Origin of the sequence: Pseudomonas batumici, from assembly GCF_036585405.1 — a bacterium.
In the GTDB taxonomy this organism is placed as follows: domain Bacteria; phylum Pseudomonadota; class Gammaproteobacteria; order Pseudomonadales; family Pseudomonadaceae; genus Aquipseudomonas; species Aquipseudomonas batumici.
Genome location: NZ_CP144470.1, coordinates 5,522,138 through 5,545,163, shown reverse-complemented (window position 1 = coordinate 5,545,163; position 23,026 = coordinate 5,522,138). Strand labels below are relative to the sequence as shown.

20 protein-coding genes are annotated in these 23,026 nt (G+C 62.1%); 3 read left to right on the top strand and 17 right to left on the bottom strand.

The features are described from left to right. The first annotated feature begins 15 nt into the window (after positions 1 to 15). The gene (gene dacB, locus NUH87_RS25335; RefSeq protein WP_338523132.1) at positions 16 to 1,470 is read left to right on the top strand and encodes a D-alanyl-D-alanine carboxypeptidase/D-alanyl-D-alanine endopeptidase; all 1,455 of its coding nucleotides are present in this window, start codon (positions 16 to 18) and stop codon (positions 1,468 to 1,470) included. Between the two features lie 38 nt (positions 1,471 to 1,508). Here the strand turns inward: dacB and rlmKL are convergent, their stop codons facing one another. Then, positions 1,509 to 3,782, bottom strand: a complete 2,274-nt coding sequence (gene rlmKL / locus NUH87_RS25330) for a bifunctional 23S rRNA (guanine(2069)-N(7))-methyltransferase RlmK/23S rRNA (guanine(2445)-N(2))-methyltransferase RlmL (protein ID WP_338523131.1) — start codon at positions 3,780 to 3,782, stop codon at positions 1,509 to 1,511. A 620-nt stretch (positions 3,783 to 4,402) separates the two neighbouring features. Here rlmKL and rmf point away from each other — a divergent pair. Beyond that, positions 4,403 to 4,618, top strand: a complete 216-nt coding sequence (rmf, locus tag NUH87_RS25325; protein ID WP_002553055.1) for a ribosome modulation factor — start codon at positions 4,403 to 4,405, stop codon at positions 4,616 to 4,618. A 111-nt stretch (positions 4,619 to 4,729) separates the two neighbouring features. On the opposite strand, the gene NUH87_RS25320 is transcribed toward rmf, so the two are convergent. The 13 genes from NUH87_RS25320 to ppsA all read right to left on the bottom strand — a co-directional run bounded on the left by NUH87_RS25320 (position 4,730) and on the right by ppsA (position 16,522). After that, the gene (locus tag NUH87_RS25320; RefSeq protein WP_338523130.1) at positions 4,730 to 5,752 is read right to left on the bottom strand and encodes a quinone-dependent dihydroorotate dehydrogenase; all 1,023 of its coding nucleotides are present in this window, start codon (positions 5,750 to 5,752) and stop codon (positions 4,730 to 4,732) included. 87 nt (positions 5,753 to 5,839) lie between these two features. Then, positions 5,840 to 6,346, bottom strand: a complete 507-nt coding sequence (locus NUH87_RS25315; protein ID WP_338523129.1) for a winged helix-turn-helix domain-containing protein — start codon at positions 6,344 to 6,346, stop codon at positions 5,840 to 5,842. A gap of 287 nt (positions 6,347 to 6,633) precedes the next feature. Then, complete coding sequence (locus NUH87_RS25310) at positions 6,634 to 6,927, bottom strand: acyl carrier protein (RefSeq protein ID WP_040065441.1); 294 nt, start codon at positions 6,925 to 6,927, stop codon at positions 6,634 to 6,636. 31 nt (positions 6,928 to 6,958) lie between these two features. After that, positions 6,959 to 7,378: a SycD/LcrH family type III secretion system chaperone gene (locus tag NUH87_RS25305; protein WP_338523128.1), complete on the bottom strand. Its 420-nt coding sequence runs from the start codon at positions 7,376 to 7,378 to the stop codon at positions 6,959 to 6,961. Positions 7,379 to 7,422: 44 nt separating this feature from the next. After that, a complete protein-coding gene (locus NUH87_RS25300; RefSeq protein ID WP_338523127.1) occupies positions 7,423 to 8,232 on the bottom strand; it encodes a helix-turn-helix domain-containing protein in 810 nt (269 codons plus the stop codon). A gap of 122 nt (positions 8,233 to 8,354) precedes the next feature. Beyond that, positions 8,355 to 9,335 (bottom strand): OmpA family protein, encoded by a 981-nt coding sequence (locus NUH87_RS25295; RefSeq protein ID WP_040065442.1) that lies wholly within the window; start codon positions 9,333 to 9,335, stop codon positions 8,355 to 8,357. 107 nt (positions 9,336 to 9,442) lie between these two features. Continuing rightward, positions 9,443 to 10,033 carry an RNA polymerase sigma factor SigX gene (gene sigX / locus NUH87_RS25290; protein WP_157015878.1) on the bottom strand — a complete coding sequence of 197 codons (591 nt, stop codon included), beginning with the start codon at positions 10,031 to 10,033 and terminating at the stop codon, positions 9,443 to 9,445. A 93-nt stretch (positions 10,034 to 10,126) separates the two neighbouring features. Continuing rightward, complete coding sequence (locus NUH87_RS25285) at positions 10,127 to 10,951, bottom strand: mechanosensitive ion channel family protein (protein WP_040065444.1); 825 nt, start codon at positions 10,949 to 10,951, stop codon at positions 10,127 to 10,129. Positions 10,952 to 10,953: 2 nt separating this feature from the next. Further along, positions 10,954 to 11,205, bottom strand: a complete 252-nt coding sequence (locus NUH87_RS25280; protein ID WP_422393881.1) for a CrfX protein — start codon at positions 11,203 to 11,205, stop codon at positions 10,954 to 10,956. A gap of 58 nt (positions 11,206 to 11,263) precedes the next feature. After that, complete coding sequence (locus NUH87_RS25275) at positions 11,264 to 12,259, bottom strand: zinc transporter ZntB (protein ID WP_338523125.1); 996 nt, start codon at positions 12,257 to 12,259, stop codon at positions 11,264 to 11,266. Between the two features lie 25 nt (positions 12,260 to 12,284). Further along, entirely contained in the window at positions 12,285 to 12,776 is a 492-nt protein-coding gene (gene rraA / locus NUH87_RS25270; RefSeq protein WP_040065447.1) for a ribonuclease E activity regulator RraA, read from the bottom strand. 155 nt (positions 12,777 to 12,931) lie between these two features. Then, a complete protein-coding gene (locus tag NUH87_RS25265) occupies positions 12,932 to 13,921 on the bottom strand; it encodes an alpha/beta fold hydrolase (protein WP_338523124.1) in 990 nt (329 codons plus the stop codon). Between the two features lie 225 nt (positions 13,922 to 14,146). Beyond that, positions 14,147 to 16,522, bottom strand: coding sequence for a phosphoenolpyruvate synthase (gene ppsA / locus NUH87_RS25260; protein ID WP_338523123.1), 2,376 nt, complete (start codon positions 16,520 to 16,522; stop codon positions 14,147 to 14,149). Positions 16,523 to 16,698: 176 nt separating this feature from the next. On the opposite strand from ppsA, the gene ppsR reads away from it, so the two are divergent. After that, positions 16,699 to 17,517 carry a posphoenolpyruvate synthetase regulatory kinase/phosphorylase PpsR gene (gene ppsR / locus NUH87_RS25255; protein ID WP_040065450.1) on the top strand — a complete coding sequence of 273 codons (819 nt, stop codon included), beginning with the start codon at positions 16,699 to 16,701 and terminating at the stop codon, positions 17,515 to 17,517. Between the two features lie 154 nt (positions 17,518 to 17,671). Here ppsR and prpD read toward each other — a convergent pair whose 3' ends face one another. From prpD to acnD, 3 genes are read right to left on the bottom strand one after another with little or no spacing between them, the layout of a single operon-like run. Further along, on the bottom strand, positions 17,672 to 19,156 hold the full coding sequence (gene prpD / locus NUH87_RS25250) for a 2-methylcitrate dehydratase (RefSeq protein WP_338523122.1): 1,485 nt from the start codon (positions 19,154 to 19,156) through the stop codon (positions 17,672 to 17,674). Between the two features lie 7 nt (positions 19,157 to 19,163). Then, complete coding sequence (gene prpF, locus NUH87_RS25245; RefSeq protein ID WP_338523121.1) at positions 19,164 to 20,348, bottom strand: 2-methylaconitate cis-trans isomerase PrpF; 1,185 nt, start codon at positions 20,346 to 20,348, stop codon at positions 19,164 to 19,166. A 50-nt stretch (positions 20,349 to 20,398) separates the two neighbouring features. After that, the gene (acnD, locus tag NUH87_RS25240; RefSeq protein ID WP_338523120.1) at positions 20,399 to 22,993 is read right to left on the bottom strand and encodes a Fe/S-dependent 2-methylisocitrate dehydratase AcnD; all 2,595 of its coding nucleotides are present in this window, start codon (positions 22,991 to 22,993) and stop codon (positions 20,399 to 20,401) included. Between the last annotated feature and the right edge of the window lie 33 nt (positions 22,994 to 23,026).

Sequence of the window (23,026 nt, the reverse complement as noted above, 5' to 3'; positions counted from 1 at the left end):
TAGGGTTTACTTCCCATGATCAAATCTTTGCGTCCGCTGCTGCTCGCCAGCCTCTTTCTTCCCCTGACCCTCCCCGCCCATGCAGCGCCCGTCAACAACAGCCTCTCGCCCAAAGTCCAGCAGGCCCTCAGGGCCAGCAAGCTGCAAAACGATGCCCTGTCCGTGGTGATGCTGCCGCTCGACGGCCCCGGCACGCCCACCATCGTCAATGGCGACGCTTCGGTGAACCCGGCCTCGACCATGAAACTGATCACCACCTACGCCGCCCTGGAAATGCTCGGCCCCAACCACCAGTGGAAGACCGAGTTCTACACCGACGGCACCCTGAGCAACGGTGTCCTGCAGGGCAACCTCTACCTCAAGGGCGGCGGCGACCCGAAGCTGAACATGGAAAAGCTCTGGCTGCTGATGCGTGACCTGCGGGCCAACGGCGTGAACCAGGTGACCGGCGACCTGGTCCTGGACCGCAGCTTCTTCGTCCAGCCGCAGTTGCCGGAGTTCAACGACGACGGCAACGACGAGAACAAGCCGTTCCTGGTCAAGCCCGACGCGCTGATGGTCAACCTCAAGGCCCTGCGCTTCGTCGCGCGCAACGACTCGGGCAAGGTGCTGGTCTCGGTGGAGCCGCCGATTGCCAGTATCCGTATCGACAACCAGGTCAAGGTGGTCAATGCCAAGCAGTGCGCCGGCGACGTTCGCTACAACCCGGTGGCCCAGGACGATGGCTCGACCGTGGTCACCGTCAGCGGCCAACTGGCCGAAGGCTGCAGCTCCCAGACCTACCTGTCGCTGCTCGACCACCCGACCTACGCCGCCGGTGCCGTGCGCGCCATCTGGCAGGAGCTGGGTGGCAGCATTCATGGCAAGGATCGTTCCGACGTGGTGCCCAAGAGCGCCCGGCTGCTGGCCCGGGCCTTCTCGCCGGACCTGACGGAAATCATCCGCGACATCAACAAATACAGTAACAACACCATGGCCCAGCAACTGTTCCTGAGCCTGGGCGCGCAGTATCGCAACGATGCCGACGGCGACGACGCCAAGGCGGCGCAACGGGTGGTCCGCCAATGGTTGGCGAAAAAAGGCATCATCGCGCCGCACCTGGTGATGGAAAACGGCTCCGGCCTGTCCCGCGACGAGCGGGTCAGCGCGCGGGAAATGGCGAGCATGCTGCAATCGGCCTGGAAGAGCCCCTATGCCGCGGAGTTCATCAGTTCGCTGCCGATCGTCGGCACCGACGGGACCATGCGCAAACGCCTGAAGCAGACGGCCATGCGCGGAGAGGCGCATATCAAGACCGGGACCCTGAACACCGTGCGCGCCATCGCCGGCTTCAGCCGCGACGACAACGGCACGACCTGGGCGGTGGTGGCGATCCTCAACGATCCCAAGCCATGGGGCGCTTCGTCGGTGCTGGATCAGGTCTTGCTGGACTTGTATCGCCAACCCAGCGTGGCCGGCTCGGACGAATGACCAGGGCCCTGGAAATCAGGGCCCCGGATCCTTGCTGATCAGCGGGCGCTGATTTTCCAGGCGCGGTGGATCTTGCTGTTGCGGGCAAAATCCGGGTCCAGGGTCTGGGCGCTGATTTCCTCCACCGCATAGCGTGTCGCCAGGTGCTCATCGAGCTGGAACTTGCGGAAGTTGTTGGAGAAATACAGCACGCCGCCAGGTGCCAGGCGGGCCACGGCCAGGTCCAGCAACTGCACATGGTCACGCTGGACGTCGAACACGCCCTCCATGCGCTTGGAGTTGGAGAAGGTCGGCGGGTCGATGAAGATCAGGTCGAACTCGTCGCGACAGGTCTCCAGCCAGGCCATCACATCGCCCTGCTCCAGGCGGTTCTTGTCGGAGAAGCCATTGAGCGACAGGTTGCGCCGCGCCCAATCCAGGTAGGTCTTCGACAGGTCGACGCTGGTGGTGGTGCGCGCACCGCCCTTGGCCGCATGCACGCTGGCGGTCGCGGTGTAGCAGAACAGGTTGAGGAAGCGCTTGCCGGCCGCCTCTTTCTGGATCCGCAGGCGCATCGGCCGGTGGTCGAGAAACAGACCGGTGTCGAGGTAATCGGTCAGGTTGACCAACAACTTCACGCCGCCTTCGCTGACCTCGGTGAACTGCCCCTGGGCGCTCTGGCGCTCGTATTGCTTGGTACCGCTCTGGCGCTCGCGGCGCTTGATGATCACGCGGCTCTTGTCGACGTTCAACGCCTGGGGAATCGCCGCCAGGGCATCGAACAGCCGGGCCTGGGCCTTTTCCGGGTCGATGGACTTGGGCGCGGCGTACTCCTGCACGTGCACCCAGTCGTGGTAGAGGTCGATGGCCAGCGAGTACTCCGGCATATCGGCGTCATACACCCGATAGCAGTCGACCCCTTCGCGCCGGGCCCACTTGCCCAACTGCTTGAGGTTTTTCTGCAGACGGTTGGCGAACATCTGCCCGCCTTCGCTCAGGCGTGCCTGCTCGACCACCGGCGCGGGAATCGGCGCCGGCTTGATCGGATTACCGTTCTTGTTGAATTTCGGCGCCTCGGCCACCGCCTGCGCCTGTGCCTGTGCCTCGGCCTGTTCGCGCTCGAGCTGGCGCTGTTCCGGTGTGCGCCGCTCGCCGGTGACGAACTGATCCGGCAGCACCTTGATCAACAGCAGCTTGCACGGCAAGGCACCGTTCCAGAACGAGTACTGTTTGTGGCTGCGAATGCCCATGCGCTTGCCCAGGTCCGGGGCGCCGGTGAACACCGCCGCCTCCCAGTTCAGGCAGGACTGGCGCAGGCGTTCGCCGAGGTTCTGGTAGAGGTAGAGCAGGCTGGCTTCATCACCCAGGCGTTCGCCGTAGGGGGGGTTGCAGATCACCAGGCCTTTCTGGTTCTGGTCCGGGCGCGGCTCGAAGGTGGCCACTTCGCCCTGGTAGACCTTGATCCATTCGCTCAAGCCCGCCCGCTCGATGTTGTTGCGCGCGGGCTGGATCAGCCGCGGATCGGCTTCATAGCCGCGAATCCACAGCGGCGGCCGCGCCAGGCCGGCTTCGGCACGTGCACTGGCTTCCTGATGGAGCTTCTTCCACAGCGCCGGCACATGACCGAGCCAGGCGTCGAACCCCCAGTGCACACGGTTGAGGTTGGGCGCCATGTCGGCGGCGATCATCCCCGCCTCCACCAGGAAGGTCCCGACACCGCACATCGGGTCGGCCAGGGCCCCGCCCTCGGCGGCAATACGTGGCCAGCCGGCGCGGATCAGGATCGCCGCCGCGAGGTTTTCCTTCAGCGGCGCGGCGCCCTGCTGCAGGCGATAGCCGCGCTGGTGCAGGCTGTGGCCGGACAGGTCAAGGGAGAGGATCGCTTCGCCACGGTCCAGGCGCAGGTGAATGCGCAGGTCCGGGCTGATCTTGTCGATGGACGGACGCTCGCCGGTCGGGGTGCGCAATTTGTCGACAATCGCATCCTTGACCTTCAAGGCCCCGAAATGGGTGTTGTCGATGCCCGAACCATGGCCGCTGAACTCCACGGCCAGGGTCCCGTCGGCGACCATATGATCCTGCCAGTCGACGTCCAGCACGCCCTGGTACAGGTCCTCGGCGTCCTTCATGGGGAAACGCTTGAGCACCAGCAGCACGCGGTTGGCCAAGCGCGACCAGAGACACAGGCGATAAGCGGTCTCCATATCGGCCGAGCCGCGAATGGCCGAGGTGTGCTCGCGCGCCTCCTCAAGGCCAAGCCCGACGGCTTCCTCAATGAGCAGGCCTTCAAGGCCCTTGGGGCAAGTGAGGAAGAGTTCGTAACGATCCGACATGGGAATTCCAGGGCTTCAAGCCATCAGGGAACGGGCAAACGCATCGCCCGCTCGGTTTCGATCAAGCGCTTTTCTCGAAGAGCGCTCGTGTGGCGCACCATTGCGCCTGTCCACCCAGACAGATCCGCCAATCCAGGGATTGAAAGAACCTTAGAGGCCTGGGCAGCTCAATACTCTCGTCACAAGACACCTTCGTAACAAGATACTTCCGTAACAAAAAGTCACATCGCGACCCTTCGTCGAATAATACCCGACCAGAACAGGTCAGTAATCGCAGTAGAGAATGAAACTCATCATTCACCTAAAGGCTGATGATAGCTGGGTTTTCTCCCAGCGACCGAGCAAACCGCCAGCCTATCTTATGGCCTTAACACTATTATCGTTACGTCCTTATGACAAAACGATCATTCACACGCCCCTGTGCATTGGTTAGAACTCACTACAGGTTGACGTCGCAATGGCGTCAACACACCGCTCTGCACCACGAAACCGCCCTGGCGTGTTCGGAGCGGAGCGGAGCTCGCCACGCCGGCAGCGAGCACCATGGCAGATGCATTCTGCCCGGCCTCGACGAGAGGTCGACGGGAGATATAACAGTCAACCAGTGAGGGCAACACCCTATGAGAAGACTTAAGCGTGATCCGTTGGAAAGAGCATTTTTACGCGGATATCAATACGGCGTTCATGGCAAATCCCGCGAGCTTTGCCCCTTTACTCTACCGTCGGTACGCCAAGCCTGGATCAACGGCTGGCGAGAAGGACGCGGCGACAACTGGGACGGTATGACCGGCACTGCGGGGATCCACAGACTCAACGAACTTCACGCTGTCGGCTGATCAGGGCACATTCCGACACTACAATCCGAGCAACACACGACTTACCATGCGCGCCCCATCCGGGCGGCGGGCTTCGGCCCAGGGGGCTCCTTGACGGAGCCCCTTTTTATTTCAGCGGCGTAACGCGGCGATGGCATCCACCGACTCGCGAATCAGCGCCGGCCCCTTGTAGATGAACCCCGAATACACCTGCACCAGGCTCGCCCCGGCCGCGATCTTCTCGGCCGCGTGCTGGCCCTCGGTGATACCGCCGGCGGCGATGATCGGCAAACGCCCGGCCAGTTCGGCGGCCAGTACCTTGACGGTATGGGTGCTCTTCTCGCGCACCGGCGCGCCGGACAGGCCGCCGGCCTCGTCGCCATGGACCAGGCCCTCGACACCGACACGGCTCAGGGTGGTGTTGGTAGCGATCACCGCATCCATGCCCGACTCCAGCAGCGCCTGGGCCACCAGCACGGTCTCTTCGTCGGTCATGTCCGGGGCGATCTTGATGGCCAGGGGTACGTACTTGCCATGCTGCTGCGCCAACTGTGCCTGACGTGCGCGCAGGGCCTCGAGCAGTTGCTTGAGCGAATCGCCAAATTGCAGGCTGCGCAGGCCCGGGGTGTTCGGCGAACTGACGTTGACCGTCACATAGCTGGCATGGGCATAGACCTTGTCCAGGCAGATCAGGTAGTCATCGACGGCGCGCTCCACCGGCGTGTCGAAGTTCTTGCCGATATTGATGCCCAGGATGCCCGTGTAGCGAGCGGCGCGGACCCGGGACACCAGGTTGTCCACCCCCAGGTTGTTGAAGCCCATGCGATTGATGATCGCCTCGGCTTGCGGCAGGCGGAAGATCCGTGGTTTCGGATTGCCCGGCTGCGGCCGTGGCGTCACCGTACCGATTTCGACGAAGCCGAAGCCCAACTGGGCAAAGCCGTCGATGGCTGCGCCGTTCTTGTCCAGGCCCGCGGCCAAGCCCACCGGGTTGGGAAAGTCCAGCCCCATGACCGTCACCGGGCTCGACGCCGGGGCTTTGCACAACAGGCCGTTAAGCCCCAGGCGGCCGCCCGCGCCGATCAGATCCAGAGACAGGTCGTGGGAGACTTCCGGAGAAAACTTGAACAACAGCTGGCGGGCCAGGTTATACATGGGCGGGCTTGACTCGGATGGCGGCGATAGTGGGCGGCGATTATAGCCGGGCCCCGGCAAAAACCATAGGCGCACCACCACCGCGGATCACCGGCAAGGCGGCACGCGTGTCGCATCGCCGCAGCCCTGCAGGCTGGTCACTAGGGCCAGGCGGGCCAGGGCCTGGTGATTGCCGGCCTCCAGCTCAAGGACCCGGGCCACCGCCGCACGCGCCTGCTCGACACCCGCGCCCCGGTCACACAACCCCAACATCGACAACGCCAGCCAGGTATCGGCCAACTGCAACGCATCCCAGGGCTCGGAACAGGCGGCCATCCGCTCCACCGGCTCAATCAGACCGGGCACCAATGGCATGACCGGCGCGGTGAAGCGATAGCCCCTTCCGTAGACAGTGACAATGTAACTCTTGCTCTCCTCCAGCAATTTGCGCAGCACATAGATACAGCGTGTCAGCGACTCCTCGGCAGCGTCCATGCCTGGCCAGACACTGTCGAGCAAATGATCCTTGGTCACCAGCCTTCCAGCTGAACCCAGCAACAGGCGCAGCACCTGCAACTCCTTGGGCGGCAGATGAATGTCCCGGCCGCGGGTCACCAGGTTTCCGTCGCTTTGCAATATCCATTGACCAAAGACGAAGGCATGTCTCGGAGCCTTTCCAGTGGCGCTGTCCATAACCTCGACGCAATCCTCTATAGAGATGTACGACCATTCAAAAATAAACCCGGGAAAAGGGCTTACTCACGAGGAACGCAACGACTATAGGAATTCACACAGAGCCATGTCGGTAGGACATTTCCCGCATAAAAAAGGAATATTCAGCAAGGCTTAAGACTCGATAAAACCTACAGGTCTTAGCGCAATTCGCCCACGCACACTGCGCCTCAAAGCAGGAGATTTCGCCGCTCCCCGCGCGCTCCACGGGCGTTTCCTACACAGCGGCACATATCCGCCACGGTACGCCAGCGAACAGCCTCAGCGACCGACAGCTCGATACCGAACGCCGCATTGAACCGCCCCACCAGCTCGGCAAGATCCGCCTCGTCGATACCCAGGTCTTCCAGCATTCTCGACTCGAAGCGGATCTTTCTGCGCGACACTGAAAAATGCTCGGCCAGCAACACCATCACCTGCTGCTCGATAAAATAGTCACACCCTCCCGGATCCAGGTAACTCATATTTTCATTTTCCGAATACCCTGCCCGGATCTCACTGAATGGCACCCGCGTTCAAATCCTCGAGATAGGCCCGCGAGCGCCGAGACAGCTCGCCGTGAGCCGCCTGCTCAAGCACATATTCAAAACAGTCCCTGGCCTTGGCGTGCGCCCCGAGCGCCAGCTGGCACTCGCCGGTATAGAACATCGGCCGGTAGTCGTCCCGGCCCTGGGCAAACGCCACCGCATAGAGTTCGATGGCCTTGCGATAGTGCCCCGAGACCTGATAGACCGCCGCCAACCCCATCCAGTAATGGCTGTTGTAGAAGTCGTAGATACACAGGAAACGGAAGAGTTTTTCCGCCTCCTCCAGGCGTCCTTGCTCCTGGAACCGGCAGGCGTGGGCATAGAGTCCCTGCACCTGTTCGTTACCGCTTTCGCTCATCTCCTTGAGCGCCTCTTTCGAGCCACTCATCGCCACACTCCCGAGAAACACGCCAGTGGCTGACGTCTTGACTGTCACGAGACCATCGAGCCCATGGAGGCCTGGATATCGCAGAGGCGACTGGGCGCCACCCCCAGCAATTCACGCACCTCCTTGGAAAAGTGCGACGAAGAGGCATAACCGAACTCCAGCGCCACATCGGTCAACGAACACTCGCTGCCAATCATGCTCAGCAGCGCCTTGGCCGTCCGCCAGTCGCGCAACTCGGGCTTGGCCGCACAGCCCAGGGCCTGATGGCACAAGCGTCGAAAGTGCGAGACCGACACGCCATAACGCTTGGCCAGGCCGATCAGTTTCTCGCTGGCGGTGCCTTGCTCCAGGAGAAAACGCACCAGCCAGTAGTCAGGACTTTGCCGCAAGACTTCGGCAAAACGTTGATAGGAAGGATCGGCGCGCAAGGCGCACTCGATATACCAGGACTCCAGCAGGGTCCGGCTTGCCGATATCCCCGAGGCCAGGGACAAGGCCGCCCAGGGCGCGGCGACGGATCGCGCCCGCTCGAAGCTCATGCCCTGATCGATAAACACCTGCAGCTTGACCAGGCTGGCCTCCACGGGGCGCTCGGCGAGCAAGCCACCGTCAATGACCCGCAGCATGCCCCGCGCCACCAGCAAGCCCTGCCAGCGCGCCGGCAGGCACCAGGACACGTTCGCCTCTTCATGGGCCAGGCACACACCGGCCTCCCCCGCCTGTACCTGCACCACCTGTTCGCCACATAGCCATTCCGGACACCTGGTCGCGGATAGTTCATCGATCTGCACGCTGCGCCCCGTCTCGTTCTTATTGAGCAGTGCGATGATGGCCGGGCCGCGCCAGCCAATCATGATGAAAATCTGATGAACGGACATCCGAAAGCGCACAGGAGCAGGTCGGTGGCCGCGCCAAGCTCAAATCGCAGGCGAAAAAAAGCCCGGCCTGAGCCGGGCTTTTTCTTACCGCAAGCTAATTACTGAGCTTGGGCTTCTACGGAAGCTTCTACACGACGGTTCATCGCGCGGCCAGCTTCAGTGGCGTTGTCAGCCACTGGACGGGTTTTGCCGTAGCCAACCGAGGTGATGCGGTCAGCACGAACGCCGTCTTTGACCAGAACTTGTTTCACAGCGTCAGCACGCTTCTGGGACAGCTTCTGGTTGTAAGCGTCAGGACCGACGTTGTCAGTGTGACCCGAAACCTGGGTAGTGGTTTTTGGGTACTGCTTCATGAAGTCAGCCAGGCTCTTCACGTCGCCGTAGCTGTTAGGCTTGACCACAGCCTTGTTGAAGTCGAACTTCACGTCCAGCTGGACTTTAACAACTTCTGGAGCTGGAGCGGATTCAGCCACTGGAGCTGGAGCCGGCTCTGGAGCAGGAGCTGGAGCCGGAGCTACCTTGCCGCCGCTGCCACCGAAGTTCACGCCCAGGCCGATCAGAGCCTGGTAGTCCCAACGACCGTTGTCCAGCTTGTAGTCGGCTTCACCGCCGGCACGAGCGTACAGGTTGTCGGTGATGTACATCTTCACACCGGCACCGGTGGTCAGGTAGGTCGAACCGTCACGGCCAGTGTGACCGTCAGCAACGACGTTGCTCATGCTGCCGTGGGACACGCCACCTTCAACATACGGACGGAACATGTCGCCGACTTGACCGAAGTGGTACTGGGACTTCAGACCGAAGTGGTCACCGCGGATACGCTGGTTGCCAGTGTCGGCGTCCGAACGGGTGTACTCGTCCTTACGGTAGGTCAGGTTCACCGAAACGTCGTCGGTCAGGAAGTAGCCGATCGAGACGCCAGGTGTGCGACCGTTCTGGTAGGAATCGACGCTGTGGTTCCAGGTTTTGCCCCAGAACGCTTCACCTTCGACCGCGCCTTGGCCTTGTGCCAGTGCGCCGAACGAAGTAGCGGCAATGAGAGAACCAATGGCCAAGCCCAAGGTGTTTTTCAGTTTCATCCGTTAAATCCCCATCTGGTGATTGTATAGCAGTCCCGCAAACCGGGGGACAACTCGGCGGCAAGTGTAGCAGAACTTGCCTACACGTAAGAGACATTTGCGCTGAACTAAGTTTCAGCGATACCCGCAAATTTCTCACGCAATTTGTCAAGGGCCCGCTTATAGCGCATTTTCGTGGCGCTCAAGCCCATGTGCATGATGTCGGCAATCTCCTGAAACTCCAGCTCTGCGACAAAACGTAGCACCAGAATTTCCCGGTCAATTGGGTTCACATGCACTAACCATCGATCTAGTCCACCCTTCTCCTCGGGCTTCGGCGTCTTCTCTTCAGACGCTTCCTCAAGGGGGTCGAGACTCAAGGCATCCATCAAGCGCCGCTTCCTGCGCTCTTTGCGATATTGCGTAATGCACTCGTTGTACGTGATGCTATATAGCCATGTCTTGAACTTCGATTTACCCTCAAAGTTCTTGAGGCCATACAGCACCTTCAACATCACTTCCTGACAGACATCATCCGCGTCGCGTTCGTTCCCCAAATACCTTGAACAAACGCTGAACAAGGTTCGTTGATAGCGCCGCATCAACTCTTCATAGGCGCGGGTCACATGAAACAGCTCGGTATGCGCGCGCGCCACCAACTCCTCATCGGTGAGTTCACGGGGGTCGTAGCGCATGGAGAGCGATTGGGCTTTATTCAAAACGAGTCGGGCCGACAGTCAGGTCAATGTCCGCCGCAGCCCATATGGCTGCGGGCTTTTTTGCGGCGGCATAGATTAGCAGGGTTTGCCGGGTTAGCGGCTGCTGACATGCTGCTCCAGCAGGATCCGATTGGAGAGAGAGACTAGCTCACCCTCATCGGTCAGCAATGTCGTCTTGACCGTGCCGATCTCTTCGATCTGTCCTTCGACCTCTCCCACTCGCACTTGTTGCCCAACCTGATACAACTCACGCACATAGATTCCCGCAAGAATCTGCCCGGCGATTTCCCGACTGCCCAGCCCCATGGCCAGCGCAACCGCCAGACCAACGGTAATAAGCACGATGACGATCACATGGTTCAGCAGGTCGGTCTTGACCTCCAGCTGACTGATCGCCACCGAAATACTGATGATAATCACCAGGCCCTGGGCGATCCGGCCCAGACCCGAAGCGTAATCCAGACCGACCCCTTCGGCCGCGCCGCGCACCAGCCCGCTGACCACCTGGGCCAGCAAAACCCCCACCAGCAACACCAGGGCCGCGCCGAACACCTTCGGCAAATACAGGGCCAGCATGTCGAGCGTAGCTGAAACTCGCTCAAGTCCAAGGGATTCCGCAGCAGAAACCAGGAAAATCAGCAAAATGAACCAATAGACGATCTTGCCCACCAGCGTCGAGATCGGCACCTGGAGGCCGGCGCGGCTCAACAGCTTGGTCAATCCGGTACCGCCCATCAGGCGATCCAGCCCCAGCTTGGCCAGCAGCTTGGACAACAGGGTGTCCAGCAGCTTGGCCACCACGAACCCCAGCAGTACCACCACCAGCGCCCCGAACAGGTTGGGGATGAAATTCGCGACTTTGGTCCACAAGGCAGTCATTGCCGTGACGAGACTCTGGGTCCAGAGGTCAAGTTCCATATTCAGTCAGCCTTATCCGCGGAGCGAGCAATAGGGGTACGACGGGAGACCGGCGAAACATGGGCCGATCCGTTGTTCAAGGCGATCATCAGCGCCTGCAGCCAATGGCCCAGCAGCGTGAAGAGATCACCGGCGCCGACCTGCCGGTTGGCGGTTTTCAGGACACGCCCCAGGCAAGCGTCGTCGTCGCGGGTGGACGGCGAGGCCTTGAGCATGTCACGCAGAGATTGTTCGAACGGATCGTGCATACGCACCTCTCGGTATATCTGTGAAAGACGCGATCATTTTTTTGCAGGTCACATCAAACATGTTTCAAACCCAGCGCAAACGTCGGAAAAGCCACCATTGTCCGACGGCAACGGCGACGATCAGCAGACAGGCGATGACAAAACCGTAGGGGTTGCCGGACAACGGAATACCGCCGACGTTGATCCCCAGCAGGCCAGTCAGGAAGCTCATCGGCAGGAAGATCCCGGTGACGATCCCGAAGCGGTACATGGTCTTGTTCATGCGCACGTTCAGGCGCCGCTCCTCGGCCTCAAGCACAAGCCCCACGCGCTCGCGGGTCAATTCGAGCTCTTCCAGATAACGAGTCAGGCTGTTGTTCAATTCGTTCCAGTAACCGGCATCTTCATCGGCGAACCACGGCAGCTTGATCCGGCTCAATTGACCGAAGATGTCTCGCTGCGGTGCAAGGAAACGTTTCAGCCCGGCCGCTCGACGACGTATCTGCACAATGGCGCCGTGCTCGGGATTATACCGTTCGTCGGCATCTATCTTTTCTTCCTCGTCATCGACCACTTCCGAGAGGTCACTGACCAGGTCCTGCACCTTCAAGGTGAGGTACTGCCCGATGTAGAGAATCAGTTCGGCGGCGTTTTTCGGCCCCTTGCCCTGCTCCAGCTGCACCAGCAGCTCATCGGTCGCGCGCAATGGGCGCAAACGCAGGGAAATCACCCGCTGGTGCGCGGCAAAGACCCGCACCGAGACCATGTCTTCGGGCTCGGCACCGGGGTTGAGATTGACCCCGCGCAGAAACAGCAGCAGCTCGCTATCAGGCAGGGGCAGCAGACGTGGCCGGGTATTTTCTTCCAGCAGCAGATCGCAGTTGAATTCGCTCAAGCCACTGGATGTGCGCAACCAGGCATGGGTCTGCGGGTGGCTGCGATCCCAGTGCAGCCAGAGGCTTTCCTCTGGCTGCAATTGCAGATCATCCAAGTCCGTGCGAGCAATCGCGCGTGCACCGCCCTTGCCATCCAGCACCAGGGCATGGACCAGCCCCCACTGCGCGTTTTCTTCCGCGAACATCCTTACCCCATTGTGTTGCAAAAATTTACTCAGGCATCTTCAGCGGGCTCGGCGCAACGATCACACCGTTGTTGTCCGCATAGATATACTCGCCCGGGCGAAAGGTCACGCCGGCAAAGGTGACCGGGATATTGAGATCGCCAATGCCACGCTTGTCGGTTTTCATCGGGTGGCTGGCCAAGGCCTGCACCCCCAGGTCGGTCTGGGCGATCACGTCGACATCACGGATGCAACCGTAGATCACCAAACCTTCCCAGCCGTTCTTCGCCGCCTTCTCGGCCAGCATGTCGCCCAGCAGGGCACGGCGCAGGGAACCACCGCCATCGACCACCAGCACCTTGCCCCGACCATTGAGCTCAACCTGGTCCTTGACCAGGGAGTTGTCCTCGAAGCACTTGATGGTCACGATCTCGCCACCGAAGGAGTCGCGGCCACCGAAGTTGCTGAACATCGGCTCAAGCACCTGCACCAACTCCGGATAGGCGTCGCACAGGTCGGGGGTGATGTAATGATCCATGAGTAAACTCCTGTAGATGGAATCGAGAATGCCAGACTTCGCAGGTCGCGCTACAAGATGAAACGCTTGCCCCCGGTCGAATGTTTAGACAATGACCCAAAACGCTCAATGCGTCATATCTTAGCCTTTTACCACCCATTAGCGGAATGCCCTTGTCAGGCCGTTTCCTGAACGACGGCTGACTCACGGAGCAGGAAGGCCTGCTGATCCCGCAGCCAATCGGCCACCCGCGGCCAGACTTCAGCCTGCGCCGGCTTGCTGACCAGCATCTCGACATGACCGAAATCCGAGCTGAAACCCTGTTCCCGCCCCAGGCAGAGAAAGTGCTTGTGCTGCGATCCGATCTGCTCGAACAGCTTGCGACAGGCCCAGGTCGGGTCCTGATGATCACCCACCGCACTCACCGCCAGCACCGGCACCTCGACTTCCGCCAGGCCACCCCACCAGTCCCGCTCGGCATCCCGGAAACGCCCGAACAGGCCATACCAGCGCAGGCCTTCCAGGGCCAGGCCGATGGGCTCGTCCTCCGGGCCGCGCTTGAGACGCGAACCGGACAAATGGGCAAAGCGCCTGAGCAGCAAGCGACCGCCCCACTCCACCGGCGGAATCTTCAACGGCCAGTAGGTGCGACTGACCTGGCAACCGAAAAACGCCGCCGAGGCGACGGCGGGCGCGCCCAGGTACTGGCCGCCCAGGGCCGCCGCCAGGGTGATCCCCCCTAGGGAATGGCCGATCCAGTGGGGAACCTGCCCGCTCTGTTCACGCACGAACGCGGCGATGGCCGGCAGGTCATGGCGGGCGTAATCAGCCACGCGATTGCGCCGATAGTCCTGATTACGCGCCGACAGCCCGTGACCGCGCATTTCCGGGATCCACACATCGAACCCCAGACGCGTCAGATAGGCACCCAGGCCGATGCCCTTGGCGGAATACCAGAAACGCCGGTTGGAAAAGCTGCCATGCAACAAGACTACCGGCACACCCCGCGCCTGCGGCTCATCGGCGAGGCCCAGGCGGGTGACCGCCAGTTCGACCGTACCGTCAGGGCTGTTGCCCGGCTTCAAACGATAGACGTCTTCACACAGATCGCCGCGACGCTCGGCGCTGATCAACGCCACCGGAAAAAGATTGCTGCTGCTTTGCATAAGGCTCTTGAACAAAAAAGGGCGACCCATGTGGGCTCGCCCTGCAAATTGGATTTTACAACATAGGACACGGATTCTATTTACGACATAAGTCTGTAGGAAACGGGCTTGCCAGCCATGTTTTTACCGTCCTCAAGGACGCTATCGCCGCGCTGCAGCGTGCCGGCAAGCCAGCTCCTACAGAAGAAGGACGGCGCCAACCGTTTGGGTCGGCGCCGAACCCTATCAGGCCTGCGCCTGACCCTCAGCCAGGAAGAACCAGGTTTCCAGCACGGAGTCCGGGTTCAGCGACACGCTTTCAATGCCCTGCTCCATCAGCCAGCGCGCCAGGTCCGGGTGGTCGGAAGGCCCCTGGCCGCAGATGCCGATGTACTTGCCGGCCTTGTTGCACGCCTGGATGGCGTTGGACAACAGCTTCTTCACCGCCGGGTTACGCTCGTCGAACAGGTGCGCGATGATCCCGGAATCGCGGTCCAGGCCCAGGGTCAGCTGGGTCAGGTCGTTGGAACCGATGGAGAAACCGTCGAAGTACTCGAGGAACTCGTCGGCCAGGATCGCGTTGGACGGCAACTCGCACATCATGATCACGCGCAGGCCATTCTCGCCACGGGCCAGGCCATTGGCGGCGAGCAGGTCGACCACCTGGCTGGCTTCGCCCAGGGTACGGACGAAAGGCACCATGATCTCGACGTTGGTCAGGCCCATGTCGTTGCGCACGCGCTTGAGGGCGCGGCATTCGAGTTCGAAGCAGTCACGGAAAGACTCGCTGATGTAGCGCGAGGCGCCACGGAAACCCAGCATCGGGTTTTCTTCTTCCGGCTCGTAGAGCTTGCCGCCGATCAGGTTGGCGTATTCGTTGGACTTGAAGTCCGACAGGCGCACGATGACCTTTTTCGGCCAGAAGGCCGCCGCCAGGGTGCTGATGCCTTCCACCAGCTTCTCGACATAGAAGCCGACCGGATCGTCGTAACCGGCGATGCGCTTGTCGACGCTGTCCTTGAGCTCGGGCGGCAGGCCCGCGTAGTTCAGCAGCGCCTTGGGGTGCACGCCGATCATGCGGTTGATGATGAACTCCAGGCGGGCCAGGCCCACGCCGGCATTCGGCAACTGGGCGAAGTCGAAGGCACGGTCCGGGTTGCCGACGTTCATCATGATCTTGAACGGCAGCTCCGGCATGGCATCGACGGAGTTCTGCTTCACGTCGAAGCCCAGCTCGCCTTCGAAGATGTAGCCGGTGTCGCCTTCGGCGCAGGAAACGGTGACGCCCTGGCCGTCCTTCAGCAACTGGGTGGCGTTGCCGCAACCGACCACCGCCGGGATCCCCAGCTCACGGGCGATGATCGCCGCGTGGCAGGTCCGCCCGCCACGGTTGGTGACGATGGCGCTGGCGCGCTTCATCACCGGCTCCCAGTCCGGGTCGGTCATGTCGGAGACCAGCACGTCACCGGCCTGGACCTTGTCCATCTCGGACACGTCGCGAATGATCCGCACCTTGCCGGCGCCGATACGCTGGCCGATGGCACGCCCTTCCACCAGCACGGTGCCGGTTTCCTTGAGCAGGTAGCGCTCCATGACGTTGGCCTGGGTACGGCTCTTCACGGTTTCCGGACGGGCCTGGACGATGTACAGCTTGCCGTCGTCACCGTCCTTGGCCCACTCGATGTCCATCGGGCACTTGTAGTGTTGCTCGATGATCATCGCCTGCTTGGCCAGTTCGCTGACTTCGGCATCGCTGAGGCAGAAACGCGCGCGGTCTGCCTTGTCGACGTCCACGGTCTTGACCGAACGACCGGCCTTGGCCTCGTCGCCGTAGATCATCTTGATCGCCTTGCTGCCCAGGTTGCGTCGCAGGATGGCGGGGCGACCGGCTTGCAGCGTGCCCTTGTGCACGTAGAACTCGTCCGGGTTCACCGCACCCTGTACGACGGTTTCACCCAGGCCGTAGGCGCCGGTGATGAATACCACGTCACGGAAGCCCGACTCGGTGTCGAGAGTGAACATCACGCCGGCGGTGCCGGTTTCCGAACGCACCATGCGCTGGACACCGGCGGACAGGGCCACCAGCTTGTGATCGAAGCCCTGGTGCACGCGGTAGGAAATGGCGCGGTCGTTGAACAGCGAGGCGAAGACTTCCTTGGCCGCGCGAATGACGTTTTCCACGCCGCGGATGTTCAGGAAGGTTTCCTGCTGGCCGGCGAAGGAGGCGTCCGGCAGGTCTTCGGCGGTGGCCGAGGAACGCACGGCCACGGCCATGTCCGGGTTGCCCGCCGACAGCGTGGCGAAGGCCGCGCGGATCTCGCTGTTGAGCTTCTCGGGGAACTCGGCCTCCATGATCCACTGACGGATCTGCGCGCCGGTTCTGGCCAGGGCGTTGACGTCATCCACATCCAGCGCATCCAGCGCCGCATGGATCTGGTCGTTCAGGCCACTGAGCTCAAGAAAATCACGATACGCCTGAGCCGTAGTGGCAAAGCCGCCGGGGACCGATACACCGGCACCCGCGAGGTTACTGATCATCTCGCCCAGGGATGCGTTCTTGCCCCCTACGTGCTCCACATCATGGACGCCGAGCTTATCGAGGGAAACTACGTACTCTACCAAGGTGATCTCTCCACTAACTGTGTTGGAAAAGCTCAGGAGCGGGGCTGCTCTATGGGCAGGTTGATCCGCTCGGTGGCCTGGACCTGGAAAATAAGTGAGAATGCCAGCCGTTCCTGGCGTGCAAACCGCGCCTATCATATCCAAGAATCGTCACCAGCTTAAGGCCCAAGGCGCAAATGAAACGATCTGCTTTCTTTATCTCCGATGGTACCGGCATCACCGCCGAAACCCTGGGTCAAAGCCTGCTGGCGCAGTTCGAAAACATTACCTTCGCCAAATTCATCCGTCCCTACATCGACAGCGTAGACAAGGCGCGGGCCATGGTGCAGCAAATCAATATCGCCGCCGAACAGGACGGATTTCGCCCGATCATCTTCGATACCATCGTCAACCAGGATATTCGTGAGATCCTCGCGACCTCCAATGGTTTCATGATCGACATCTTTTCCACCTTCCTCGCCCCGCTGGAACAGGAACTGAGCGAGCACTCGTCCTACTCGGTGGGCAAGTCCCACTCCATCGGCGGCAACTCCAACTACATGGAGCGCATCGAGGCGGTGAACTTCGCCCTGGACAACGACGACGGCGCCCGCACCCACTATTACGACCAGGCCGACCTGATCCTGGTGGGCGTGTCGCGCTGCGGCAAGACCCCGACCTGCCTGTACATGGCGATGCAATTCGGTATCCGCGCGGCCAACTACCCGCTGACCGAGGACGACATGGAGCGCCTGCAACTGCCGTCGGCCCTGCGTGCCCACCGGCACAAGCTGTTCGGCCTGACCATCGACCCGGACCGCCTGACCGCGATCCGCAACGAGCGCAAGCCCAACAGCCGCTATTCCAGCTATGCCCAGTGCGAATTCGAAGTACGCGAGGTGGAAAACCTGTTCCGCCGCGAGAACATCGCCCATATCAATTCCACGCATTTCTCGGTGGAAGAGATTTCCGCGAAGATCCTTGTGGAAAAAGGCGTGGAGCGGCGTTTCAAGTAACGCTACAGAGCCTAGGGTCTGTACGAGAACTCGCCGAGCGGCGATCAGGCAAGGCAAAAACAGGCGAGGAAGCGCAGTTTAGTCCACTAAATGAGCGTTCCGAGCCTGTTTTTAACGCAGCATGATCGTCGCGCAGGCAGTTATCGTACAGGCCCTAGATCACGAACAGATCCATGAAGCGTTGCACCGGCGTCGCTTCCAGCCGCGCCTGGTCCTTGCACAGGGCCAGGATCTCGGCACTGCGCTGGGCGGTGAAGCGCGTCGCCAGATTGGCCTTGAACTTGTCCTCCAGCAACGGAATGCCCTCGGCCCGGCGGCGGCGATGGCCGATCGGGTATTCGACCGCCACCTGCGCGGTACTGCTGCCGTCCTTGAAGAACACCTGCACGGCATTGGCGATCGAACGCTTGTCGGCCTCCAGGTATTCCCGGCTGTAACGCGGCTCTTCGACGATCACCATCTTCTCGCGCAACACATCGATGATCGGATGGGCCGCGTGGAAATCATCCTCATAGTGCTCGGCCACCAGGTTGCCGAAGGCCAGCGGCACCGCCGTCATGTACTGCAGGCAATGGTCGCGGTCGGCGGGGTTGGCCAGCTTGCCGACCTTGGAAATGATGCGAATCGCCGATTCGTGAGTCGTAATCACGATCTTGTCGATCTCATCCAGGCGGTTGCTGACTTGTGGGTGCAGCATCACCGCCGCCTCACACGCGGTCTGGGCATGGAATTCGGCCGGAAAACTGATCTTGAACAGCACGTTCTCCATGACGTAGCTGCCGTACGGCTGGGAAAGGCTGAAAGCGCGCTGGTCTTCGGGCTTGAGCGCCAGGTCCTTGTTGGTGTGGCTGAACAGCACGTCGTAGAAGCCCCATTGCGGTGCGCTCAACACCCCCGGAATGCCCATTTCCCCGCGCAGGGCGATATCCGCCAGGCGTACGCCACGACTGGTCGCATCGCCCGCCGCCCAGGACTTACGCGAACCGGCATTCGGCGCGTGGCGATAGGTGCGCAGGGCCTGGCCGTCGACAAATGCATGGGACAGCGCCGCCAGCAGCTGTTCACGGCTGGCGCCCATCAGTTTGGCGGTGACCGCGGTGGAGGCGACCTTCACCAGCAGCACGTGATCGAGGCCGACCCGATTGAAGGAGTTCTCCAACGCGAGCACGCCCTGGATCTCGTGAGCCATGATCATGGCTTCCAGCACGGTACGCACGGTCAGCGGTGCTTCACCGTTGGCGACGCGCTTCTGCGACAGATGATCGGCGACTGCGAGAATCCCGCCGAGGTTATCCGAAGGATGGCCCCATTCGGCCGCCAGCCAGGTGTCGTTGTAATCGAGCCAGCGGACGATACAGCCGATGTCCCAGGCAGCCTTGACCGGATCGAGGCGAAAGCTCGTTCCCGGCACCCGGGCGCCAAAGGGCACCACGGTGCCCTCGACCAGCGGCCCCAGGTGCTTGGTGCACTCGGGAAAACGTAGCGCCAACAGGCCGCAGCCGAGGGTGTCGATCAGACAATTGCGCGCGGTATCCAGCGCTTCCGCCGACTCGATCCGGTAATCGAGTACATAATCGGCGATGTCCTGCAGGACCTGATCGTAATCAGGGCGCTCGTTCAGATCGACGTTGGCGCTCATCTTCGCTTCACTCCCCTGGCACGCGCACCCAACCTTCCATCAGGACGCGCGCGCTGCGGCTCATGATGGCCTTGACCACGGTCCATTCGCCATCGACCTGGGTGGCTTCGGCGCCCACCCGCAAGGCGCCCGACGGGTGCCCGAAACGCACCGCGCTGCGCGCGCCACCACCGGCCGCCAGATTCACCAGCGTGCCGGGAATCGCCGCCGCCGTGCCGATGGCCACCGCCGCGGTGCCCATCATCGCGTGGTGCAGCTTGCCCATGGACAATGCCCGTACCAGCAGGTCCAGATCGGCCCCCGCCACCGGCTTGCCGCTCGACGCGGTGTAGCTGGCCGGCGCAGCCACGAACGCCACCTTCGGCGTGTGCTGGCGCGTGGCCGCCTCGTCGATGCGCTGGATCAGGCCCATGCGCACCGCCCCGTAGGCACGGATCGTCTCGAACATCGCCAGGGCCTTGGGGTCGCCGTTGATATCGCCTTGCAACTCGGTACCGGTATAGCCGATATCCGCCGCGTTGACGAAGATCGTCGGAATCCCGGCATTGATCATCGTCGCCTTGAAGGTACCCACCCCCGGCACTTCCAGGTCGTCCACCAGGTTGCCGGTGGGGAACATCGAACCGCCCGCGCCCTCCTCCTCGGCCGCCGGATCCATGAACTCAAGCTGTACTTCAGCCGCCGGAAAGGTCACGCCGTCGAGTTCGAAGTCACCGGTTTCCTGCACCTGGCCCTCGGTGATCGGCACATGGGCAATGATGGTCTTGCCGATATTCACCTGCCAGATCCGCACCACCGCCACACCATTGCGCGGAATCCGCTCGGCAGCCACCAGGCCGGCACTGATGGCGAACGATCCGACCGCCGCCGACAGGTTGCCGCAGTTGCCGCTCCAGTCGATAAACGGCTTGTCGATGGAGACCTGGCCGAACAGGTAATCGACATCGTGATCGGCCTTGATGCTCTTGGACAGGATCACCGTCTTGCTGGTGCTGGAGGTCGCCCCGCCCATGCCGTCGATCTGCTTTTCATAGGGATCGGGGCTGCCGATCACCCGTAACAACAATGCGTCCCGCGCCGCGCCGGGCAGCTGTGCCGCTTCGGGCAGGTCGCTGAGGTTGAAGAACACCCCTTTGCTGGTACCACCACGCATGTAGGTGGCGGGAATCCTGATTTGCGCTGCATGAGCCATGAAATCGTGTCCTGTCATGGCCGGGGCGGACTGCCGCCCCGGCACGTCGTCTAGCCAGCCGTGGCCGATTGAAGGAAGTCCTGGGCAAAGCGTTGCAAGACACCACCGGCCTCGTAGATCGAGACTTCTTCGGCGGTATCCAGGCGGCAGGTCACTGGCACCTCGACCCGCTCGCCGTTCTGGCGCTGGATCACCAGGGTCAGGGTCGCCCGCGGTGTACGCTCACCGACCACATCGAAGGTCTCGGTACCGTCGATGCCGAGGGTCTTGCGATCGGTCCCCGGCTTGAACTCCAGCGGCAACACGCCCATGCCCACCAGGTTGGTGCGGTGGATACGCTCGAAGCCTTCGGCGGCAATCGCCTCGACCCCGGCCAGGCGCACACCCTTGGCCGCCCAGTCACGGGACGAGCCCTGGCCGTAGTCGGCACCGGCGATGATGATCAGCGGCTGCTTGCGCTCCATGTAGGTCTCGATGGCTTCCCACATGCGCATGACCTGGCCTTCCGGCTCGACCCGCGCCAGGGAACCCTGCTTGACCTTGCCGTTTTCCAGGACCATTTCGTTGAACAGTTTCGGGTTGGCGAACGTCGCGCGTTGTGCGGTGAGATGGTCACCCCGGTGAGTCGCGTAGGAGTTGAAGTCCTCTTCCGGCAGGCCCATTTTCGCCAGGTACTCGCCGGCCGCGCTATCGAGCATGATGGCGTTCGACGGCGACAGGTGATCGGTAGTGATGTTGTCCGGCAGCACCGCCAGCGGGCGCATGCCCTTGAGCGGCCGCGCACCGGCCAGGGCGCCTTCCCAGTACGGCGGACGACGGATGTAGGTGCTCATCGGCCGCCAGTCGTACAGCGGCGTGACCTTGGGACCGGTGTCCTCGTGGACGGCGAACATCGGGATGTAGACCTTGCGGAACTGCTCCGGCTTCACCGAGGCCTTGACCACCGCGTCGATTTCCTCGTCGCTCGGCCAGATGTCCTTGAGGCGGATTTCCTTGCCCTCGGCGTCCAGGCCCAGCACGTCCTTCTCGATATCGAAACGGATGGTACCGGCAATCGCGTAGGCCACCACCAGCGGCGGCGAGGCCAGGAAGGCCTGCTTGGCGTACGGATGGATGCGCCCGTCGAAGTTGCGGTTACCCGACAGCACGGCGGTGGCGTAGAGGTCGCGGTCGATGATTTCCTGCTGGATAACCGGATCCAGCGCACCGGACATGCCGTTGCAGGTGGTGCAGGCAAAGGCCACGACGCCGAAACCCAGTTGCTCCAGCTCGTCGGTCAGCCCGGCTTCGTCCAGGTACAGCGCCACGGTCTTGGAGCCCGGCGCCAGCGATGACTTGACCCACGGCTTGCGGGTCAGGCCCAGCTTGTTCGCGTTGCGTGCCAGCAGGCCGGCGGCGATGACGTTGCGCGGGTTGCTGGTGTTGGTGCAACTGGTGATGGCAGCGATGATCACCGCGCCGTCGGGCATCTGCCCCGGCACCTCCGTCCACTGGCCGGCAATGCCCTTGGCCGCCAGGTCGCGGGTGGCAACGCGGGCATGGGGGTTGCTGGGGCCGGCCATGTTGCGCACCACCGAGGACAGGTCGAAGCTCAGTCCCCGCTCGTAGTCCGCACCTTTCAGGCTATCGGCCCAGAGACCGGTGTGCCGGGCGTAGGTTTCCACCAGCTTGACCTGCTCGTCTTCACGCCCGGTGAGTTTCAGGTAGTCGATGGTCTGCTGGTCGATGTAGAACATCGCCGCCGTGGCGCCGTATTCCGGGGCCATGTTGGAAATGGTCGCGCGATCGCCCAGGGTCAGGGCGGAGGCGCCCTCACCGAAGAACTCCAGGTACGCCCCGACCACTTTCTGCTTGCGCAGGAACTCGGTCAGCGCCAGCACCATGTCGGTGGCGGTGATGCCCGCTTGCAGCTTGCCGGTCAGCTCGACGCCGACGATTTCCGGCAGGCGCATCCAGGACGCCCGACCGAGCATCACGCTCTCGGCTTCCAGGCCGCCGACACCGATGGCGATCACCCCCAGCGCATCGACGTGAGGGGTGTGGCTGTCGGTGCCGACACAGGTGTCGGGGAAGGCCACGCCGTCACGCGCCTGGATCACCGGCGACATTTTCTCCAGGTTGATCTGGTGCATGATGCCGTTGCCCGGCGGGATCACGTCGACGTTCTTGAAGGCCTTCTTGGTCCAGTCGATGAAGTGGAAGCGGTCTTCGTTGCGGCGGTCTTCGATGGCGCGGTTCTTGGTGAAGGCGTCCGGGTCGAAGCCGCCGCACTCCACGGCCAGGGAGTGGTCGACGATCAGTTGGGTCGGCACCACCGGGTTGACCTGGGCCGGGTCGCCGCCCTGGGAGGCGATGGCGTCGCGCAGGCCGGCCAGGTCCACCAGGGCGGTCTGGCCGAGGATGTCATGGCAGACCACGCGGGCCGGGAACCAGGGGAAATCCAGGTCGCGCTTGCGCTCGATCAGTTGCTTCAGGGAATCGCTCAGTGTCGCCGGGTCGCAGCGCCGTACCAGGTTCTCGGCGAGGACCCGGGAGGTGTAAGGCAGGCCGTCGTAGGCCCCGGGCTGGATGGCATCGACCGCCGCACGGGCGTCGAAGAAATCCAGGTGGCTGCCGGGCAGCGATTTGCGGTATTGGCTATTCATGGTCTGGGACTCGATCACGGTAAGGTCAACAGC

Coding starts and splice junctions, on each gene's coding strand:
- dacB (WP_338523132.1), top strand. CDS start 16: ATGATCAAATCTTTGCGTCCGCTGCTGCTCGCCAGCCTCTTTCTTCCC.
- rlmKL (WP_338523131.1), bottom strand. CDS start 3,782: ATGTCGGATCGTTACGAACTCTTCCTCACTTGCCCCAAGGGCCTTGAA.
- rmf (WP_002553055.1), top strand. CDS start 4,403: ATGAGAAGACTTAAGCGTGATCCGTTGGAAAGAGCATTTTTACGCGGA.
- NUH87_RS25320 (WP_338523130.1), bottom strand. CDS start 5,752: ATGTATAACCTGGCCCGCCAGCTGTTGTTCAAGTTTTCTCCGGAAGTC.
- NUH87_RS25310 (WP_040065441.1), bottom strand. CDS start 6,927: ATGAGTTACCTGGATCCGGGAGGGTGTGACTATTTTATCGAGCAGCAG.
- NUH87_RS25305 (WP_338523128.1), bottom strand. CDS start 7,378: ATGAGTGGCTCGAAAGAGGCGCTCAAGGAGATGAGCGAAAGCGGTAAC.
- NUH87_RS25300 (WP_338523127.1), bottom strand. CDS start 8,232: ATGATTGGCTGGCGCGGCCCGGCCATCATCGCACTGCTCAATAAGAAC.
- NUH87_RS25295 (WP_040065442.1), bottom strand. CDS start 9,335: ATGAAACTGAAAAACACCTTGGGCTTGGCCATTGGTTCTCTCATTGCC.
- NUH87_RS25285 (WP_040065444.1), bottom strand. CDS start 10,951: ATGGAACTTGACCTCTGGACCCAGAGTCTCGTCACGGCAATGACTGCC.
- NUH87_RS25275 (WP_338523125.1), bottom strand. CDS start 12,259: ATGTTCGCGGAAGAAAACGCGCAGTGGGGGCTGGTCCATGCCCTGGTG.
- rraA (WP_040065447.1), bottom strand. CDS start 12,776: ATGGATCATTACATCACCCCCGACCTGTGCGACGCCTATCCGGAGTTG.
- NUH87_RS25265 (WP_338523124.1), bottom strand. CDS start 13,921: ATGCAAAGCAGCAGCAATCTTTTTCCGGTGGCGTTGATCAGCGCCGAG.
- ppsR (WP_040065450.1), top strand. CDS start 16,699: ATGAAACGATCTGCTTTCTTTATCTCCGATGGTACCGGCATCACCGCC.
- prpD (WP_338523122.1), bottom strand. CDS start 19,156: ATGAGCGCCAACGTCGATCTGAACGAGCGCCCTGATTACGATCAGGTC.
- prpF (WP_338523121.1), bottom strand. CDS start 20,348: ATGGCTCATGCAGCGCAAATCAGGATTCCCGCCACCTACATGCGTGGT.
- acnD (WP_338523120.1), bottom strand. CDS start 22,993: ATGAATAGCCAATACCGCAAATCGCTGCCCGGCAGCCACCTGGATTTC.